Annotated in this window: 16 protein-coding genes; all 16 read left to right on the top strand. The window is 49.0% G+C overall.

The features are described from left to right. Positions 1-5: 5 nt before the first annotated feature. The 16 genes from NSU00_RS06205 to NSU00_RS06280 all read left to right on the top strand — a co-directional run bounded on the left by NSU00_RS06205 (position 6) and on the right by NSU00_RS06280 (position 19421). Positions 6-2054 (top strand): chemotaxis protein CheA, encoded by a 2049-nt coding sequence (locus NSU00_RS06205; RefSeq protein WP_340702546.1) that lies wholly within the window; start codon positions 6-8, stop codon positions 2052-2054. 52 nt (positions 2055-2106) lie between these two features. Next, the gene (locus tag NSU00_RS06210) at positions 2107-2535 is read left to right on the top strand and encodes a chemotaxis protein CheW (protein ID WP_019721099.1); all 429 of its coding nucleotides are present in this window, start codon (positions 2107-2109) and stop codon (positions 2533-2535) included. A gap of 11 nt (positions 2536-2546) precedes the next feature. Beyond that, positions 2547-3185, top strand: a complete 639-nt coding sequence (locus tag NSU00_RS06215) for a chemotaxis protein CheC (RefSeq protein WP_029141566.1) — start codon at positions 2547-2549, stop codon at positions 3183-3185. After that, positions 3178-3678 (top strand): chemotaxis protein CheD, encoded by a 501-nt coding sequence (locus NSU00_RS06220; protein WP_029141565.1) that lies wholly within the window; start codon positions 3178-3180, stop codon positions 3676-3678. Before NSU00_RS06215 ends, NSU00_RS06220 begins: the two co-directional genes overlap by 8 nt. Before the next feature lie 56 nt (positions 3679-3734). After that, a complete protein-coding gene (locus NSU00_RS06225; protein WP_013859116.1) occupies positions 3735-4508 on the top strand; it encodes a FliA/WhiG family RNA polymerase sigma factor in 774 nt (257 codons plus the stop codon). A gap of 9 nt (positions 4509-4517) precedes the next feature. Next, complete coding sequence (locus NSU00_RS06230; protein ID WP_029141564.1) at positions 4518-5063, top strand: hypothetical protein; 546 nt, start codon at positions 4518-4520, stop codon at positions 5061-5063. Positions 5064-5207: 144 nt separating this feature from the next. Next, on the top strand, positions 5208-5963 hold the full coding sequence (gene rpsB, locus NSU00_RS06235) for a 30S ribosomal protein S2 (protein ID WP_017554490.1): 756 nt from the start codon (positions 5208-5210) through the stop codon (positions 5961-5963). Positions 5964-6092: 129 nt separating this feature from the next. Then, entirely contained in the window at positions 6093-6977 is an 885-nt protein-coding gene (tsf, locus tag NSU00_RS06240) for a translation elongation factor Ts (protein WP_029141562.1), read from the top strand. A 136-nt stretch (positions 6978-7113) separates the two neighbouring features. Further along, on the top strand, positions 7114-7839 hold the full coding sequence (gene pyrH / locus NSU00_RS06245; protein WP_013859120.1) for a UMP kinase: 726 nt from the start codon (positions 7114-7116) through the stop codon (positions 7837-7839). Then, positions 7839-8396 carry a ribosome recycling factor gene (gene frr / locus NSU00_RS06250; protein WP_026104870.1) on the top strand — a complete coding sequence of 186 codons (558 nt, stop codon included), beginning with the start codon at positions 7839-7841 and terminating at the stop codon, positions 8394-8396. Before pyrH ends, frr begins: the two co-directional genes overlap by 1 nt. 366 nt (positions 8397-8762) lie before the next feature. Further along, on the top strand, positions 8763-9557 hold the full coding sequence (locus NSU00_RS06255; RefSeq protein ID WP_029141560.1) for an isoprenyl transferase: 795 nt from the start codon (positions 8763-8765) through the stop codon (positions 9555-9557). Further along, on the top strand, positions 9554-10357 hold the full coding sequence (locus tag NSU00_RS06260; protein ID WP_029141559.1) for a phosphatidate cytidylyltransferase: 804 nt from the start codon (positions 9554-9556) through the stop codon (positions 10355-10357). The genes NSU00_RS06255 and NSU00_RS06260 overlap by 4 nt, the downstream gene beginning before the upstream one ends. An 18-nt stretch (positions 10358-10375) precedes the next feature. Further along, positions 10376-11521 carry a 1-deoxy-D-xylulose-5-phosphate reductoisomerase gene (locus tag NSU00_RS06265; RefSeq protein ID WP_340702547.1) on the top strand — a complete coding sequence of 382 codons (1146 nt, stop codon included), beginning with the start codon at positions 10376-10378 and terminating at the stop codon, positions 11519-11521. 64 nt (positions 11522-11585) lie between these two features. Continuing rightward, positions 11586-12845, top strand: coding sequence for an RIP metalloprotease RseP (rseP, locus tag NSU00_RS06270; protein WP_019721104.1), 1260 nt, complete (start codon positions 11586-11588; stop codon positions 12843-12845). Between the two features lie 345 nt (positions 12846-13190). Further along, positions 13191-14900 (top strand): proline--tRNA ligase, encoded by a 1710-nt coding sequence (locus NSU00_RS06275; protein WP_019721105.1) that lies wholly within the window; start codon positions 13191-13193, stop codon positions 14898-14900. 192 nt (positions 14901-15092) lie between these two features. Continuing rightward, on the top strand, positions 15093-19421 hold the full coding sequence (locus NSU00_RS06280; RefSeq protein WP_340703544.1) for a PolC-type DNA polymerase III: 4329 nt from the start codon (positions 15093-15095) through the stop codon (positions 19419-19421). Positions 19422-19473 lie beyond the last annotated feature (52 nt).

The raw sequence follows: 19473 nt of genomic DNA on the forward strand, positions 1-19473 counted from the left end.
TATAGATGGAAATGAGCCAGTACTTGGAAGTGTTTATTGAAGAAAGCAGGGAACATATCCAGTCGTTAAACGAAAATGTGCTGCTGCTTGAAAAAAGCCCGGATGACTTGCAAATTGTCAATGAAATTTTCCGTTCCGCCCACACATTGAAAGGGATGTCGGCAACAATGGGGTATGAAGACCTCGCCAACCTGACTCATAAGATGGAAAATGTGCTTGATGCCATTCGGAACGGGAAGCTGTCTGTAACACCGGACATTATCGATGTGATTTTTACTGCGGTGGACCATCTGGAAGCGATGATGGAATCGGTTGCAAACGGCGGGGACGGCAAAATGGATGTGAGCGGGACAATCGCCCGCCTGGAAGCGGCAGAACAGGGTTCGGCCGGAGAGAAGAAGGCGGAGAAAGAAGCTTCGGCCGCCACAGCGGAAAAGGCGGAAACAGAGGAAGACGAATTTGACCAGTATGAACAGGCCGTGATTGTTCAATCAGAAGAACAAGGGTACAGCTGTTACCAGTTCACGGTAACATTGCGCAGCGATTGCCTTTTAAAAGCGGCGCGGGTATTCATGGTATTTGATATCCTTGAAAAATGCGGCGAGATTATCCATTCCGATCCGCCGGCCGACCAGCTGGAAGAAGAGCAGTTCGACAATGAATTTAAGGTGACGCTGATCTCAAAAGAGGACAGGGAAGAGATCCGCCAAAAAATCTGTAAAGTATCAGAGATTGAAGATGTCAAAGCAAGCACCGTGACCCTCTCAAAACCGGAGAGCGGACAACACCTGGAAACGACAGAACCCGAGAAACCGGCAGCAGAAGAGAAAAAACAGGCTGCACCGGACATAGCGGAAAAGCAGCCGCAAAAACCGGCGAAAAAGCATCCGCAAAAACAGAAACATACAACGAAGACGATCCGTGTGAACATCGAGCGGCTGGATAATCTGCTGAATCTATTTGAAGAGCTGGTCATTGACCGCGGGCGCCTCGAACAAATTGCAAAAGAAGTGAACCATCCGGAGCTCAATGAAACCGTTGAAAGGATGTCCAGAATTTCCGGCGACTTGCAAACGATCATTTTGAACATGCGGATGGTGCCGGTCGAAACGGTGTTTAACCGTTTTCCGCGGCTTGTCCGCCAGCTGGCAAGAGAATTGCACAAAAAAATGGATCTCGACATTATCGGTGCCGAAACAGAACTGGACCGCACCGTCATTGATGAAATCGGCGACCCGCTTGTCCATCTGATCCGGAATTCGTGCGACCACGGCATTGAACAACCGGAAGAAAGAAAGCGGGCAGGAAAGCCGGAAACAGGGACCATTACGTTAAAAGCTTACCACAGCGGCAACCATGTGTTTATTGAAATCGAAGACGACGGCGCCGGCATTAACCGTGAAAAAGTGCTGGAAAAAGCCATTGAAAAAGGCATTGTCAAAAAGGAGGAAGCCGGCAGTTTAACAGACAGCCAGATTTATAACCTGATTTTTGAATCCGGTTTTTCAACCGCTGACCATGTATCTGATATTTCCGGCCGTGGTGTCGGGCTGGATGTGGTGAAATCAACTATTCAATCATTGGGCGGCTCGATTTCTGTCCATTCCGCAGAAGGGCGCGGATCCGTCTTTACGATTCAGCTGCCGCTTACCCTGTCGATCATTTCCGTCATGCTCGTGGAAATCGGGACGGAAAAATATGCTGTCCCGTTATCCTCTATTGTAGAGACGGCCATTATTAAGAAGGGCGAAATATTAAAAGCGCATCACCAAAAAGTGATCGATTTCCGGGGCAAAGTGGTGCCGCTTGTCTTTTTAAATGAAATATTTGAAGTTCCGGACGCAAAGCAAAATGATGAATATGTCTCCGTACTGATTGTGCGGAAAGGGGAAAAACTGGCTGCGTTTGTGGTGGACGCCTTTATCGGCCAGCAGGAAATCGTATTAAAATCTTTAGGGAATTATTTAACGAATGTATTTGCCATTTCCGGGGCCACCATTCTTGGAAACGGCCAGGTTGCCCTTATCATCGACAGCAATGCGCTGATTAAATAGAAAACAGGGTGCTTGCCGCCCACTTCATTGCCCAGGAAAGAGGTTGAGATCGTTGGAGAAAGTGATCGTATTTCAGTTAAATGATAAAGAGTATGCCCTGCCGGTTACGCAGGTTTTGGCCATTGAAAAGCTGCAGCATATTACAAGAGTGCCGCTTACCGCTCCTTTTATACTTGGCGTGATGAATTTGCGCGGTGTCATTATCCCGGTCATTGATCTGAAAAAACGGTTTGGCATGGAGGATGACACGGGCGCTGATACGGAGGAACGCAAGCTGATCATCGTCCGGTTTGGAGAGATTGAAACGGGCCTGCTTGTGGACGAGGCGACGGATGTCCTGGATATCGACGAAAAAAAAGTGGAACCCGAGCCGGAAGTGGTAAACGCGGGCAAAGAGGACTTTATTTCCGGTGTGGCGAATATAAACCAGAGGCTTTTGCTGCTGCTTGATTTAGAAAAAACTTTAACGCCATTACAATAGGGGTATTTTAAATGGATATTAAAAATAAAATCACAAATCTTCACCTTGATGTCTTAAAAGAAATCGGGAATATCGGAGCGGGGCATGCCGCAACGGCACTTTCCAAATTGCTGCATAAAAAAATCAAAATGACGGTTCCGGATGTCCATATTGCTTCTTTTGAAGAAATCATGGATCTGATCGGCGGTGCTGAGCTCGTTGTGGTGAGCGTGTTTTTACGGATTCAAGGCGATGCACCCGGCAATATTTTTTTCATCGTGCCGGTTGCCCAGGGCGAACGATTCATTAAAGAAATGATCGGAGATCCGTCGTTTTCTTTTGAAAAACCGCCTTATCCGGAGCTCGGGCTGTCGGCGATGCTGGAGCTGGGCAATATTTTGTCGGGGTCTTATTTAACGGCGCTTTCCAATTTTACGAAGCTGGATATGCTGCCTTCCGTCCCGGCGCTCAGCATTGATATGTTCGGATCCATTATCAGCTACGGTTTGATTGAACTGTCCCAGGTCAGCGATTATGCCATCGTGATTGATACGGTGCTGAGCGATGAGCAGGCGGAAAATTCCGATATGAAGGGGCATTTTTTCCTCTTTCCGGATCCGGATTCTTATGAAATCCTGTTCCGTGCGCTAAGGGTTGAATTAAATGGATAGCGAAATGAACATCGTCAAAGTGGGCATTGCGGAAATGAAGATTGTCACTTCTCCCGGCCTGATCAGGACCACCGGGCTTGGATCATGCGTTGGCGTCGTCCTGTACGATTTGCCGGCCAAAACAGCCGGGCTTGCCCATGTGATGCTGCCTTCATCCTTCATTGCGAAGAACGGGGAGCATATGAATAAAGCAAAATTTGCGGATACCGCCATTTTTGAGCTGATCGGCATCCTGAAAAGCGTAGGCTGCCACCAGAGCAGGCTGTTGGCAAAAATCGCCGGCGGAGCCGAAATGTTTTCTTTTTCTTCCATGAATGAAGCAATGCGGATTGGGCCGCGCAATGTCGAGGCTGTAAAACACGAACTGAAAAAGTACCGCATTCAATTGGTGGCCGAAGATACCGGGGGGAAAAGCGGCCGCACGATTGAATTTAACCCGGAAAATGCCGTGCTGACCGTGAGAACGGTCAACCAGGGATCTGTCGAAATATAATAGGGGCCGCCCCTTTGTTTTCGGGAAAAGGCAATGGCAACAAGGAGGGATGCGATATGGCGGAGGAGCCAATACAGGGTGAAGAGCAGAAAGACTGGGATTTGTGGCTTAAATCCCGTGATCCGGAAGCCGGGAATGCCCTTGTGAAAAGATATATGCCGCTTGTTTCTTTCCATGTCCAAAGAATTGCCGCCGGGCTTCCCCGCAACGTATCGAAAGAGGATTTAAAAAGCCTCGGCATGTTCGGGCTTTTGGATTCATTAAACAAATTTGATCCGTCCCGCGAACTGAGATTTGATACATATGCTTCTTTTCGGATCCGCGGCGCGATTTTGGACGGCCTGCGGAAAGAAGACTGGCTGTCAAGGGGCACGAGAGAAAAAGCGAAAAAAATTGAAAGTGCCATTGAAAAGCTGGAGCAGAAATACTTGCGCGCCGTTTCTCCGAAAGAAGTCGCTTTGGAGCTTGGCATGGAAGAAACGGAAGTCTGCACAACGATGAATGAACAGTTTTTTGCCAATGTCCTGTCAATAGAAGAAACGGGCACCGACAATGATGAACCGGAAGCGGCATCCCGGCTCGTGTCCGGGGAACGGAATAATGGCCAGCCAGAATCCGAACTGGAAAAGAAGGAAACCGTAAAGGAACTGGCAGAGGCCATCCGTGCCCTGTCGGAAAAAGAGCAGCTTGTGCTGGGCCTCTTTTATCAGGAAGAATGCACGCTGACAGAAATCGGCGAAGTGATGGGGCTTTCCACTTCCCGCATTTCCCAGATCCATTCGAAGGCCATTTATAAACTGCGGAATATTTTGGAAAAACGGTTGCTGTAATCAGAGGGGGTGAATCAAACGGTTATTTTTTTCCTCATTCTTTCTTTCCTATTTAATGCGCTCTCCATTTTTGCCATCATCCTGCTCTATTTACGGCAAAACCGCTTTGCTCGGGCAGAACAGAACGTCAATAAAATGGTAAAGGAAATCGAAGACATCTTTTCCGTATACCTGATGGAGCTAAAAGAAGAAAACGATGCTTTTATCAAAAAAATGAAAGCAGGCAGGATGAAGGAGACCGGGCCGGCGGAAAAAGCAGGGCCGGAAACGGAACAGCCGGCTCCAGAAACAAAAAAGCCGCCTGAAACAGGAGAAACAGCGGGACCGAAGCCGGACGCGCTCATCCGGACGTCCGCAAACCGGGCGTACCGGAATGCGGCCCGGCAAATTTCAGGGGAACAAAGCGAAGGGCAGCTTCAGGAAGAAAAAAGCCTTTTGCAAAAAGTGAATGATTTGCAACAAAACGGGTATACTGTTGATGAAATTGCCCAAAAATTAAATAAAGGCCGCACGGAAATCGAGCTGCTTCTAAAATTTCAGACAGGACGCGGATAATGCTTGATTCGCATTTTTTTTTATGTTATAGTAATCGTTGGTGTTATCACACACGCTTCATGATTTAAAGGACGGTGCTGCTTTTAAGCGGTCTCCTTTTGAAAAGGATTGGGGCGGAGGAAAAAAACCATAGGAGGAAATAAAATGTCAGTGATCTCAATGAAACAGCTGCTCGAAGCCGGTGTCCATTTCGGCCACCAGACGCGCCGCTGGAATCCGAAAATGAAAAAATACATTTTCACGGAGCGGAACGGCATCTATATTATTGACCTGCAAAAAACGGTCAAAAAAGTGGAAGAAGCTTACAACTTTGTAAAAGAACTTGCAGGAAACGGTGGAAATATTCTGTTCGTCGGCACGAAAAAACAGGCCCAGGAATCCGTTAAAGATGAAGCAGAACGTTCCGGCATGTTTTACGTGAACCACCGCTGGCTTGGCGGAACTTTAACCAACTTTGAAACGATCCAAAAACGGATTGACCGTTTGAAACAAATCGAAAAAATGGAAGAAGACGGCACGTTCGATGTCCTTCCGAAAAAAGAAGTCGTCCAGTTGAAAAAAGAACACGACCGTTTGGTGAAATTCCTTGGCGGCATTAAAGATATGCGGAACCTGCCGGATGCTTTGTTTGTGATCGACCCGCGCAAAGAACGCATCGCGGTGGCGGAAGCAAGAAAATTAAACATTCCGATTATCGGGATTGTGGATACAAACTGCGATCCGGATGAAATTGACTATGTCATTCCGGCAAACGATGATGCGATCCGTGCAGTCAAACTTTTGACCAGCAAAATGGCGGATGCCATTGTGGAAGCAAAACAGGGTGAAGAAGGCGCTGCTGAAGTTTCGGCTGAATCCGGCGAAGCAGCGGGCACGGAAGAAACGACTGTCGAAGCCTGATCCGTTTTCCGGCCGGGGTTTGACAGCACCGCACCTTACCAAAAATATCCCAATGAAAAAAGGTGATAAGAAGGTTTGTGCTTATCACCTTTTTTAGGGAGACGTACATAACCTGAAGGAGGAAATCCGATGGCAATTACAGCTCAAATGGTGAAAGAACTGCGTGAAAAAACCGGCGCAGGTATGATGGACTGCAAAAAAGCACTGACAGAAACGAACGGCGATATGGAAAAAGCAGTGGACTATCTTCGTGAAAAAGGGATTGCAAAAGCGGCGAAAAAGGCAGACCGCGTTGCTGCAGAAGGAACCACTTACGTATTAAGCGAAGGCAACCACGCCGTTATTCTCGAAGTCAATGCTGAAACAGACTTTGTTGCAAAAAATGCAGAATTCCAAAACCTTGTAAAAGAAATCGCTGAACATTTGCTCAAAAGCAAACCGGCCGATCTGGATACCGCTTTACAATCAACAATGGCAAACGGATCGACTGTCAATGATTTTATTACACAGGCGATTTCCAAAATCGGTGAAAAAATTTCGCTCCGCCGTTTTGCCCTGAAAACGAAAACAGATAACGGCGCATTCGGCGAATACCTTCACATGGGCGGCCGCATCGGCGTGCTCACCGTTCTTGAAGGCACAACCGATGCTTCTGTTGCAAAAGACGTAGCCCTTCACGTGGCAGCGATGAATCCGAAATACATCTCCCGCGACCAGGTTTCGGAAGCAGAAGTGTCCCATGAACGCGAAGTATTAAAACAACAGGCGCTGAACGAAGGCAAACCGGAAAAGATTGTGGAAAAAATGGTGGAAGGGCGCTTGAAGAAATACTTCGAGGAAATTTGTGTGGCAGACCAGGCGTTTGTCAAAAACCCGGATCAAACGGTTGGGCAGTTTGTCGCTTCCCATAACGCAAAAGTGGCAGATTTTGTCCGTTATGAAGTCGGCGAAGGCATTGAAAAACGCCAGGAAAACTTTGCTGAAGAAGTCATGAATCAAGTGAAGAAAAACTAGTTTTAAAAAGGGGAACACAGTGTGTTCCTCTTTTTAAAAGAAGGCAGGAGCAGGATTTTAACCTTGCAAAAAAATGCCCCGTTTACTGGCAAAGATGGACCGGGGAAATTTTACATAACCATATTGGAGGTTCAAAATGGACACCCCTAAATATAAACGTGTCGTATTGAAACTAAGTGGCGAGGCATTGGCCGGAGAGCAGGGCTTTGGGATCCATCCGACGGTCATCCAGTCCGTCGCACGGCAAGTAAAAGAAATTGTCGAGCTTGGCGTTGAAGTGGCGATTGTCGTCGGCGGCGGCAATATTTGGCGTGGCAAGATCGGCAGCCAGATGGGAATGGACAGGGCAACAGCCGATTATATGGGCATGCTCGCCACTGTCATGAATGCAATGGCCCTTCAGGACAGCCTGGAACAGAGCGGCGTGGAAACACGCGTGCAGACTTCCATTGATATGCGCCAGGTGGCAGAGCCTTATATCAGAAGGCGGGCCATCCGCCATCTGGAAAAAGGGCGTGTCGTTATTTTTGCCGCCGGCACCGGCAATCCGTTTTTCTCCACCGATACGACCGCCGCGCTGCGTGCAGCAGAAATTGAAGCCGATGTCATTTTGATGGCAAAAAATAATGTGGATGGTGTTTATTCTGCTGATCCGAAACTGGACAAAGACGCTGTTAAATATGAAGAGCTTTCATATCTGGATGTCATCAAAGATGGCCTCGCTGTCATGGACTCCACTGCGTCCTCTTTATGTATGGACAATGACATCCCGCTTATAGTATTCTCAATTATGGAGGAAGGAAACATCAAACGCGCCGTCTTGGGCGAAACCATTGGGACAATCGTTAGGGGGAAAATATGATGGCAAATCAGGTCATTGACACTGCAAAAGATAAAATGGCAAAAGCAATCCAAGCTTTTCAGCGCGAACTCGGCTCCATCCGGGCGGGGCGTGCAAACGCGGCCCTGCTCGATAAAATCACGATAGATTACTACGGCGCCAGGACACCTGTAAACCAGCTTGCGTCCATTTCCGTGCCGGAAGCGCGCCTTATGGTGATCCAGCCGTATGATAAAACGGTGCTGGGTGAAATTGAAAAGGCCATTTTAAAATCGGATCTCGGCCTTACGCCGAATAATGACGGATCCGTGATCCGCCTTTCCATCCCGCCTTTAACGGAAGAACGGAGAAAAGAACTGGTGAAGCTCATCAAAAAAGAAGCAGAAGAAGCAAAAGTTGCGATCCGCAATGTGCGCCGCGATGCCAATGATGAGCTGAAAAAGCAGGAAAAAAACGGCGAGATTACTGAAGACGAGCACCGCGGCTTTGCGGAAGACGTCCAGAAAATCACCGACCAGCACATCCAAAAAATCGATAAAATGACAAAAACAAAAGAGCAGGAAATCATGGAAGTCTGACTGCCGGACAAAAAACTTCCGTTGGCAAGCGGCCAATGGAAGTTTTTTTATGTTAACAGGAATGCGCGTTTTCACGGGAGCATGGAAAGTTCCGGCTCCAAAAGACCTTTGCCATACTGCCGGGAAAACGGGCTTCACACGCGCTTTAAAATGGGATACAAAGCCGGTTTTCCATACGCCACAAAACCAAATGGCCGGACCATTTAAAAACAGAACTACACAAACGCATCCATTTTCTCTATAATAGAGGTTGGCAAATGGAATATAAAGGCCATACCACTTTTGCCGGAAACGACTGAACACCGTATGGCCGCGGTACCGTGCATGGAGATGCAGGCGGATACCATTTGGAGGGCAAATGTGCATATGAATTTAAAAAGATGGAAATCTTTCGATAAAGAAGGCCGCGGCACGATCGCCCGCGGCGAAAAAGTGAAAGCTGCCGCCATCCCGGAACACGTCGCCATCATCATGGACGGCAACGGAAGATGGGCGAAAAAACGCCATTTGCCGCGGGTGGCCGGCCATCACGAAGGCATGAAAACCGTCCGGAAAATTACCCGTACCGCCAACCGGCTCGGGATCAAAGTATTGACGCTTTATGCTTTTTCAACAGAAAACTGGAAAAGGCCAAAATTGGAAGTGGAATACTTAATGAAGCTGCCGGAAGAATTTTTATCCACTTATCTTCCCGAGCTGAAAGCGGAAAATGTGAAAGTGCAGATGATGGGGTGCAAAGAAAAAATTCCGCCCCATACCCAAAGGGCCATCAATAAAGCGATCAGTGAAACGGCGCAAAACGACGGGCTGATTCTCAATTTTGCGTTGAATTACGGGAGCAGGGATGAAATTATGCGCGCCGTGAAAAATATTTTAATGGATGTAAAAAATGGTATAATGAATGAAAACGAGCTGACAGAGGAAGTGTTCCACCAGTACTTAATGACGCACGGCCTGCAGGACCCCGACCTTTTAATCCGGACGAGCGGGGAAATCCGGCTCAGCAATTTTATGTTATGGCAGCTGGCATATACGGAGTTTGTATTTACAGATGTGTTATGGCCGGATTTTGATGAGGAACATTTTTTAAGTGCAATTGAAGAGTATCAAAAACGTTCCCGAAGATACGGCGGTTTAAAAAGTGAGGAGAAGTCTGAATGAAACAAAGAATCATCACAGCCATCGTGGCAGCAGCTTTTTTTATTCCTTTTGTGATATACGGGAAATGGCCGTTTGTCCTGCTCGTGTATGCCATGGCGACCGTCGCGCTGTACGAGCTGTTGCGGATGGGAAAACAGCCATTGTTTTCCTTTGGCGGCATCCTTTCCGTCCTGCTGCTCTGGCTGATTTTATTTCCATCAAAGTATATGCATGTCATCGCACAAACAGGCTTTTCCAAGCTTGAATTGGTGTATATGATCGTGCTGCTTTTTCTCGCCTATATGGTGGTGACGAAAAACCGGTTTACATTTGAACAGGCGAGTTTCCACATTTTGTCCGCCATCTATGTTGGCATCGGTTTTTATTATTTTATTGAAACGAGAAATGCGCCGGATGTGGGCATTACCTATATTCTTTACGCCCTGTTTCTCATTTGGGCTACGGATTCCGGCGCTTATTTCATCGGGCGGGCTTTTGGAAAGCATAAGCTGTGGCCGGAGATCAGCCCGAATAAAACGGTTGAAGGCGCGCTTGGCGGCGTGCTGTGTGCTGCCGTTGTTGCTGTGCTGTTTTTTTTCTTCTCCAATATCGGCCTCGGGCTCTGGCGGCTCATGATGTCCACGGTCGTCCTCTCCGTTTTCGGCCAGATCGGGGATTTGGTGGAATCCGCCTATAAACGGCATTACGGGGTAAAAGATGCAGGAAAGATCCTGCCCGGTCACGGCGGCATCTTGGACCGCTTCGACAGTTTATTGTTTGTCCTCCCGCTTATCCATTTTTTAAAAATGATGGCGGGATAGAAAAAGAGGTGGAAAACATTGAAGCGAATCAGCCTGTTAGGGGCGACGGGCTCCATCGGCACGCAAACGCTGGATGTGATCCGGAACCATCCGGAAGTATTCCGGCTCGCTGCTTTTTCAGCAGGGAGAAATCTTAACTTAACGAGGAAAATCATTTCGGAGTTTCATCCGGCGCTTGTCTCTGTCGCTGACAAAGAGGACTGTGCCCGGCTGAAAACTGAATTCGGGGACAGCCCGGTTGTACTCTGCGGGGAAAAAGGGATGGTCGAAACGGCAGTATATGCCGAATCGGATATTTTGGTCAATGCGGTGCTTGGCAGTGTCGGGCTGTTGCCGACTTTGGAGGCGATCCGGGCGGGGAAAACCGTGGCAATCGCCAATAAAGAAACGCTCGTCACAGCTGGACATCTCGTTATGGATGCAGCAAAGCGCGCCGGCACTGCCATTCTTCCAATTGACAGTGAACATTCCGCCATTTTTCAATGTTTGCAAGGGGAAAACCGGAATGAAATCGAACGGCTCATCATTACCGCATCCGGCGGCAGCTTCCGTGATTATACAAGGGAGCAGCTTGAAACTGTCACTGTAAAAGATGCGCTGAACCATCCGAACTGGTCGATGGGTGCCAAGATCACGGTTGATTCGGCAACGATGATGAATAAAGGGCTCGAGGTCATTGAAGCACATTGGCTGTTCGGCCTTCCCTTTGAAAAAATTGATACGATCCTGCACCGCGAAAGCATCATCCACTCTCTCGTGGAATTCCGTGACGGCAGTGTGAAGGCGCAGCTTGGAATGCCCGATATGCGCATCCCGATCCAATATGCGCTCGGGTTTCCAAAAAGGCTGCCGCTTCCGGATGCAAAGCGGCTCCATTTGGCGGAAATCGGCCGGCTTCATTTTGAAAAAATGGATGAAGAACGATTTTACTGCCTGAAACTTGCCTATGAAGCCGGAAAAGCCGGCGGATCGATGCCGGCCGTGCTGAATGCGGCCAATGAAGCGGCGGTCCATGCCTTTTTGCAGGAAAAAATCGCGTTTTTGCAAATTGATCAGTTGATTGAAAAGGCGCTTGCAAGGCATAATGTAATTATACACCCTGATTTGGAAACGATCCGGGCCGTTGACCGTGAGACGCGGGACTATGTGGCCTCGCTCATGTAAGCGGGGGGCTTCCCCGGAGTTCCTGAAAAAGGCGGAGACTATTTTAAAGTAAGGTGGTATTCATTTGACGACAGTTATAGCCTTTATTTTGATTTTTGGTTCGCTAGTCATTTTCCATGAAGCCGGGCATTTCTTTGTTGCAAAAAAAGCCGGGATTTTATGCCGCGAATTTGCGATCGGATTCGGCCCGAAGATTCTTTCGTTTAAGAAAAACGAAACGCAGTATACCATCCGCCTGCTTCCGATCGGCGGATACGTGCGGATGGCGGGGGAAGACCCGGATATGCCGGAGTTGAAGCCAGGCCAGCGGGTTGGGCTGCTTTTCGATGAAAACGAAGCCGTTGAAAAAATCGTGGTGAACGGAAAAGACCGGTATACTGGATTGCGCATGATTGAAACGGAATCTGCAGATCTGGAACGTGCGCTTGTAATCAAAGGCTATGAAGAAGGCGATGATGAACACCTCCGGACGTTTAAAGTGAAAAGGGATGCCGTGCTTGTCGAAGACCGGATGGAAATGCAAATCGCGCCGTGGGACCGCCAGTTTGCCTCCAAATCGCTCGGGAAGCGGGCGCTCACGATTTTTGCCGGGCCACTCATGAATTTCGTCCTGGCAGCCCTTGTCTTTACCCTTATGGCGGTGGTGCAGGGGGTGCCGATGACCGATCCAGTGCTCGGAACCGTTGTAAAGGACAGTGCTGCGGCAAAGGCCGGGCTCCATAAAGGGGATACGGTGATCAGCATTGACGGTGCGGAAATCTCGACGTGGAATGACATTGTCGACGTCATCCAAAAACACCCTGATGAAAAAATCACGTTTACAGTGGAACGGAACGGCAAAACAATGGACATTCCGGTGACGCCAAAAAGCATTTCAGAGGACGGGAAAACATTCGGGAGAATCGGCGTGAACAGCCCGGTTGACCATTCCCCGCTGAAAGTTGCCACGTACGGCATTACACAGACATACGTCTGGACGGTGGAAATTTTTAAACTGCTTGGCCACCTGATCAGCGGCGGCTTTTCCATTGATATGCTGTCAGGCCCTGTCGGCATTTATAAATCAACAGAGACCGTCGCCAAGTCGGGCATCATCTATTTGTTTAAATGGGCAGGATTGTTGAGCATCAACATCGGGATTATGAACCTGCTCCCGCTGCCGGCTTTAGACGGAGGCAGGCTGCTGTTTTTCGGAATCGAAGCATTGCGGGGCAAACCGATTGACCGGCAAAAAGAAGGCATCGTCCATTTTATCGGTTTTGCGCTCCTGATGCTGTTGATGATCATTGTCACCTGGAATGATATCCAAAGATTTTTCTTGTAAAGCTTCCGGTTTGCAGGGGGTTCCGGCGGGCCCTGTTGCAAAAGGGCCTGCTTCCTCCGTAAATTTGTTTGCTTTACGGATGTGGTTATAAAATGGACTTGAATTGCTGGTCCACCATCAGCCCGGTTTGGCCCGCCCGTTTTCACAAGCAGCGCCAAATCTTCGTTCAATTTGTAGCGGCTGGATTACTTTTAAAATCTGCATTTTTACGCACCCTGGCCTGGCTTTTCATTTACAATCTCTCATCATCCAACCCCGGGCCTGGTTTGCTGAATCGGGGAATAGAAACAAATAAACGTTACAAACTCAACTGATCTATAATAAAAGAATACGGGAGTGCGATGTATGAAACAGAGCAAATTGTTTATTCCGACATTGCGGGACGTACCGGCCGAAGCCGAGGTGAAAAGCCATCAGCTGCTGCTCCGTGCCGGGTACATACGGCAAATTGCAAGCGGCGTTTATACGTATTTGCCGCTCGCGAAAAAAGTCTTACATAAAATTGAAGCGATTATCCGTGAAGAATTGGAAGCCATCGGTTCCATGGAATTGCTGATGCCGTCCCTCCAGCCGGCGGAATTGTGGCAGGAATCGGGGCGCTGGTATTCTTACGGACCGGATCTGATGCGCCTTAGGGACCGGCATGAACGAGACTTTGCGCTCGGGCCGACGCATGAAGAAGTGATCACAAGTTTAATCCGGAACGAAGTAAAATCGTATAAACGCCTGCCGCTTTCTTTATACCAAATCCAAACGAAATTCCGGGATGAAAAGCGCCCGCGTTTCGGCTTGCTGCGCGGGCGGGAATTCATCATGAAAGACGCGTATTCTTTCCACGCCAATCAAGAGAGCCTCGATGAGACGTATAAGGATATGTACCGGGCCTATACCAATATTTTCTCGCGGTGCAAACTGGATTTTCGTGCCGTATTGGCGGACTCGGGCGCGATCGGCGGGAAAGATACGCAGGAGTTCATGGTGCTGTCTGAAATCGGGGAAGACACCATTGCGTATTCCGATTCATCCGATTATGCGGCGAATATTGAAATGGCGGAAGTGAAGACCGTTTACACAAAGCCGGATGAAGCGGAAAAACCGCTCGAAAAAATTCCGACCCCTGGGCAAAGAACGATCGCGCAAATTGCGGACTTCCTGCAGGCAGATCCTGAAAAATGCCTGAAAACCCTCGTGCTGAAAGCGGACGACGAATATGTAATCGTGCTGGTCAGGGGCGATCATGACGTAAATGAAGTCAAGGTCAAACACCTTCTCGGTTCTGAAACGATTGAAATGGCAGATCCGGAAGCCATCAAGTCGATCATGGGGGCGGATCCCGGTTCGCTCGGCCCTGTCGGCGCGCCGGAGAAGATCCGGATTTTGGCCGATAACGCCGTCCGTTATGTGGTAAACGGCATTTGCGGCGCCAATGAGAATGACTTCCACTATGTGAATGCGAATCCGGGGAGGGATTACCGCGTCGATTTATACGGGGATCTCCGCAATATTCAGGAAGGCGACCCGTCCCCAGACGGAAAGGGAACGATCCGGTTTGCGCGCGGCATAGAAGTCGGGCATATTTTCAAACTCGGCACAAAATACAGCGAGGCAATGCACGCCGCCTTTTTAGACGAAAACGGCAGGGAACAGGTCATGCTGATGGGCTGTTACGGGATCGGCGTCTCCCGCACTTTAACGGCAGTGTGCGAACAGCATAACGATGATAAAGGGCTCGTTTGGCCTGTCAATCTGGCGCCGTTTGACGTGCATCTCGTGCCGGTAAATATGAAGGATGCCCAACAAGCTGCCCTTGCAGAAACGCTCCATGCGGAACTTGAAAAACGGTTTACCGTCTTGATGGATGACAGAAACGAGCGCCCGGGTGTGAAATTTGCAGATTCCGACCTGATTGGCCTGCCTGTCCGGGTAACCGTCGGGAAAAAAGCGGCTGAGGCAATCGTCGAAGTGAAAATCAGAAAAACCGGGGAAGTGCTCGAAGTGAAAAAAGAGGATTTGGCTGAAACACTTTCCAATATTTTAGCAGAACTTGCTTCATGACAGGGGCATCGGCTGACCGGCCGGTGCTTCTCTTCTTTTCCTGCAAAAAAGAGGCAGAAAATGTTTTATTTGGAAAATCCCGGCACTCGAACCTTTCAACACTACCAGGAAAAATCCCGGAAAGATTGCATTCAGGACGCTTGTTTTTTAAGATAAAGATAGATTGAATGAAAAAGGATGGGAGAGGACAAGATGATTGAAAATCCCGCCGGAAAGAAAGAAAGGTTCCAGATTTTGCTCCGGCAGCTGGAACTGCTGGATGACAGGTTTTACGAGCATTTTAAATATGGGGAAATTGAAAAACTTGTTGTGGAACGCCAGTCAAGGCGATGGCATTTTTATTTTTTGCTCGAAAAAATTCTTCCTTTTGAGGTATATCTGACATTTACAACCCGTTTGCGCCAGGCTTTTCAGCATATTGCCGACGTCCGTTTTTCAATCCGGGCGAAAGACCCTTCTTTTGGGCCGGCACTGATTGCCGATTACTGGAAAACTTGCCTTGGAGAACTGGAAGGCATGTCGCCGATGCTTTTGTCCCTGCTTGCGGATCAGGTTCCGTCACTTTCCGGCAATAAGCTGGTGGTAACCGGCCGCAATGAACCGGAAGCAGCAGCATTAAAACAAAAATACGGGGAATGGATTATCCGTTTTTACGAACGGGCCGGTTTTCCGAAATTGATGTTTGACACGGAAATTTCGACGGCGCCTGAAGCAAGCGAAGCATACGCCAAATTTATGGAAGAAAAGAAAAAAGAAGATGAAGAACGGGCAAAACAGGCCGTTCTCGAAATGCAGAAGCACGTGAATGAGCAACAGGGCGGGGAAGAAACGCACGATGCAGGACCGCTTATGATCGGGCTGAGAATTCCGCCCGATGATGATATCCGCCGCCTTTCCGAGATTGTCGATGAAGAACGGCGGATTACGGTGGAAGGCTATGTGTTTGATGTCGAAACGAAAGAACTGCGCAGCGGGCGGACGCTTTTGACGTTAAAAATCACCGATTATACAAGCTCCATTCTCGTGAAGATGTTTTCGCGGGATAAGGAAGATGCCGCACAATTTGCCCGCGTGAAAAAAGGGATGTGGCTCCGTGCGCGCGGCAGCATCCAGAATGATACGTTTGTCCGTGATCTGGTCATGATCGCTAACGATCTTTCTGAAGTGGCTCCGCGCGTCCGGAAAGACCATGCGCCGGAAAATGAGAAGCGGGTCGAACTCCATCTCCATACGCCGATGAGCCAGATGGATGCGGTCACTTCTGCGTCTGCCCTTGTCGCCCAGGCGAAAAAATGGGGCCATCCGGCGATTGCGATTACAGACCACGCCGTTGCGCAAAGTTTTCCGGAAGCATACAGCGCCGGCAAAAAGAATGGCATAAAAGTTATCTTCGGTGTTGAAGCCAATCTTGTCGACGACGGGGTGCCGATTGCCTATAATGATGCGCACGTCCATCTTGATGAAGCGACTTATGTCGTCTTTGACGTCGAAACAACGGGATTATCTGCTGTTTATGATACGATCATCGAAATCGCCGCGGTTAAAATCCGGGACGGCGAAGTGGTCGATACGTTTGAACGGTTTGCCAATCCCGGGCACCCGCTGTCCAATACGATTATTGAGCTGACCCATATTACCGACGATATGTTGAAAGATGCGCCGGACATTTCCGAAGTGTTGAAAGAATACATTGAATGGATTGGCGACGCGGTGCTTGTTGCCCACAATGCTTCGTTCGACACCGGGTTTTTAAATGTCGGCCTGAAAAAAGCCGGGCTGCCGAAATCCAATAATCCCGTCATTGATACGCTTGAACTCGGGCGGTTTTTATATCCGGATTTCAAAAACTACCGGCTGAACACGCTCGCGAAAAAGTTCAATGTGGAACTGACCCAGCACCACCGCGCGATCTATGACACGGAAGCAACAGGACATATCTTTTTAAAAATGCTGAATGACGCCCGCAACCGGGGGATCACATACCATGACGAACTGAACCAGTATATGGGCGAAGGCGGCGCGTACAAGCGGGCACGCCCGTCGCACTGTACGTTGCTTGTCCGGACGCAGGAAGGCCTGAAAAATTTATTTAAACTGATTTCCCTGTCCCATATCGATTACTTTTACCGTGTGCCGCGCATTCCGCGTTCCGAGCTGCAAAAGTACCGGGAAGGCATTCTCGTCGGGTCCGGCTGTGACAAAGGCGAAGTATTTGAAGGCATGATGCAGAAAGATCCGGCGGAAGTAGAGGAGATGGCCCGCTTTTATGATTACCTTGAAGTTCATCCGAAAGAAGTGTACGCCCCGCTGATCGACCAGGAACTGGTAAGGGACGAAAAGGCGCTTGAAGAAATCATTACGAAAATCGTCCGGCTCGGGGAAAAATTGAATCTGCCGGTTGTCGCAACAGGCAATGTCCATTATTTAAACCCCGAAGACAAAATTTACCGGAAAATCCTGATCAGCTCCCAGGGCGGCGCCAATCCGCTGAATCGGCACCGGCTGCCTGACGTGCATTTCCGCACAACGGATGAAATGCTTGCATGCTTCTCGTTTTTAGGCGACGAAAAGGCAAAAGAAATTGTGGTTGAAAACACAAATAAAATTGCCGGCTTAATCGAGGACGTCAAGCCGGTAAAAGACGAGCTGTACACGCCGAAAATTGAAGGGGCGGAAGAAGAAATCCGCGAGCAAAGCTATAAGCGCGCGAAGATGATTTACGGGGACCCGCTTCCCGAAATTGTCGAAGCACGGCTTGAAAAAGAGCTGAAAAGCATTATCGGCCACGGATTTGCGGTCATTTATCTGATTGCCCATAAACTTGTCAAGAAATCATTGAATGACGGTTACCTTGTCGGTTCGCGGGGGTCTGTCGGTTCTTCGCTTGTCGCAACGATGACGGAAATCACCGAAGTCAACCCGCTCCCGCCGCATTATGTGTGCCCGAACTGCAAGCATTCCGAGTTTTTCAATGACGGTTCGGTCGGTTCCGGTTTTGACCTGCCGGATAAAAACTGCCCGGAATGCGGGGCAAAATACAAAAAGGACGGCCATGATATTCCGTTTGAAACGTTCCTTGGATTTAAAGGGGACAAGGTGCCGGATATTGACCTGAACTTCTCCGGCGATTACCAGCCGCGCGCCCACGCCTATACAAAAGTGCTGTTCGGCGAAGAGTATGTATACCGCGCCGGCACGATTGGCACAGTTGCGGAAAAAACGGCTTACGGCTATGTAAAAGGGTATGCCCAGGACCACAATTTGACATTCCGGAGCGCGGAAATTGACCGGCTTGTCCAGGGCTGCACCGGGGTAAAACGGACGACCGGCCAGCATCCGGGCGGCATTATTGTCGTGCCGGATTATATGGATATATACGATTTTACGCCGATCCAGTATCCGGCGGACGATCACAATTCGGAATGGCGGACAACGCATTTTGATTTCCACTCGATCCACGATAATATTTTGAAGCTTGATATACTCGGGCACGATGATCCGACCGTCATCCGCATGCTCCAGGACTTAAGCGGGATTGACCCGAAAACGATCCCGACCGATGACCCGGAAGTGATGAAAATTTTCAGCGGGCCGGAACCGCTCGGGGTTACGGAAGAGCAAATTATGTGCAAAACCGGTACGCTTGGCATCCCGGAATTTGGCACAAAGTTTGTGCGCCAGATGCTGGAAGATACAAAACCGACGACTTTTGCGGAACTGGTTCAGATTTCAGGGCTTTCGCACGGGACGGACGTATGGCTCGGCAACGCCCAGGAACTGATCCAAAACGGCACCTGCACCCTGCCTGAAGTGATCGGCTGCCGCGACGATATTATGGTTTATTTAATCTATCAGGGCTTAGAGCCGTCCCTTGCTTTTAAAATTATGGAATCGGTACGGAAGGGGAAAGGGCTCACGCCTGAAATGGAAGAGGAAATGATCAAGCAAAACGTGCCGAAATGGTATATTGAATCGTGCAAAAAGATTAAATACATGTTCCCGAAAGCCCACGCCACCGCCTATGTGCTGATGGCGGTAAGGATCGCTTACTTCAAGGTGTACCATCCGCTGATCTACTATGCGACGTATTTTACGGTGCGCGCGGAGGATTTCGATCTGGATGTAATGATCCACGGCTCGAATTCCATCAAGGCAAAAATCAGTGAAATTAATGCAAAAGGGATGGACGCATCGGCGAAAGAGAAAAGTTTGCTGACCGTGCTGGAACTGGCGCTTGAAATGACGGCGCGCGGCTTCCGCTTCCAGCCGATTGATTTGTACCGGTCGGAAGCAGACAAGTTTGTCATTGACGGCGATTCGCTCATCCCGCCGTTTAATGCGATTCCGGGGCTTGGCACAAACGCTGCGGTCAATATCGTCAAAGCGCGCGAAGAAGGCGAATTCCTTTCAAAAGAAGACTTGCAGCGCCGCGGAAAAGTCTCCAAAACGATTATGGAATACCTTGACGGGCACGGCTGCCTCGAGTCGCTGCCGGAGCAGAACCAGCTGTCGCTTTTCTAAATACGGGTTAAAGCCCGCTGTTTGCTTTTTTTTGCCTGTTATGGTATAGTTT

Source organism: Weizmannia sp. FSL W8-0401, assembly GCF_038009125.1.
In the GTDB taxonomy this organism is placed as follows: Bacteria; Bacillota; Bacilli; order Bacillales; family Bacillaceae_C; genus Weizmannia; species Weizmannia coagulans.

Excerpts from the sequence above, each read along its gene's own strand:
- NSU00_RS06205 (WP_340702546.1), top strand. The coding sequence starts at position 6 with ATGGAAATGAGCCAGTACTTGGAAGTGTTTATTGAAGAAAGCAGGGAA.
- NSU00_RS06215 (WP_029141566.1), top strand. The coding sequence starts at position 2,547 with ATGGATATTAAAAATAAAATCACAAATCTTCACCTTGATGTCTTAAAA.
- NSU00_RS06220 (WP_029141565.1), top strand. The coding sequence starts at position 3,178 with ATGGATAGCGAAATGAACATCGTCAAAGTGGGCATTGCGGAAATGAAG.
- NSU00_RS06225 (WP_013859116.1), top strand. The coding sequence starts at position 3,735 with ATGGCGGAGGAGCCAATACAGGGTGAAGAGCAGAAAGACTGGGATTTG.
- rpsB (WP_017554490.1), top strand. The coding sequence starts at position 5,208 with ATGTCAGTGATCTCAATGAAACAGCTGCTCGAAGCCGGTGTCCATTTC.
- tsf (WP_029141562.1), top strand. The coding sequence starts at position 6,093 with ATGGCAATTACAGCTCAAATGGTGAAAGAACTGCGTGAAAAAACCGGC.
- pyrH (WP_013859120.1), top strand. The coding sequence starts at position 7,114 with ATGGACACCCCTAAATATAAACGTGTCGTATTGAAACTAAGTGGCGAG.
- frr (WP_026104870.1), top strand. The coding sequence starts at position 7,839 with ATGGCAAATCAGGTCATTGACACTGCAAAAGATAAAATGGCAAAAGCA.
- NSU00_RS06255 (WP_029141560.1), top strand. The coding sequence starts at position 8,763 with ATGAATTTAAAAAGATGGAAATCTTTCGATAAAGAAGGCCGCGGCACG.
- NSU00_RS06260 (WP_029141559.1), top strand. The coding sequence starts at position 9,554 with ATGAAACAAAGAATCATCACAGCCATCGTGGCAGCAGCTTTTTTTATT.
- NSU00_RS06275 (WP_019721105.1), top strand. The coding sequence starts at position 13,191 with ATGAAACAGAGCAAATTGTTTATTCCGACATTGCGGGACGTACCGGCC.
- NSU00_RS06280 (WP_340703544.1), top strand. The coding sequence starts at position 15,093 with ATGATTGAAAATCCCGCCGGAAAGAAAGAAAGGTTCCAGATTTTGCTC.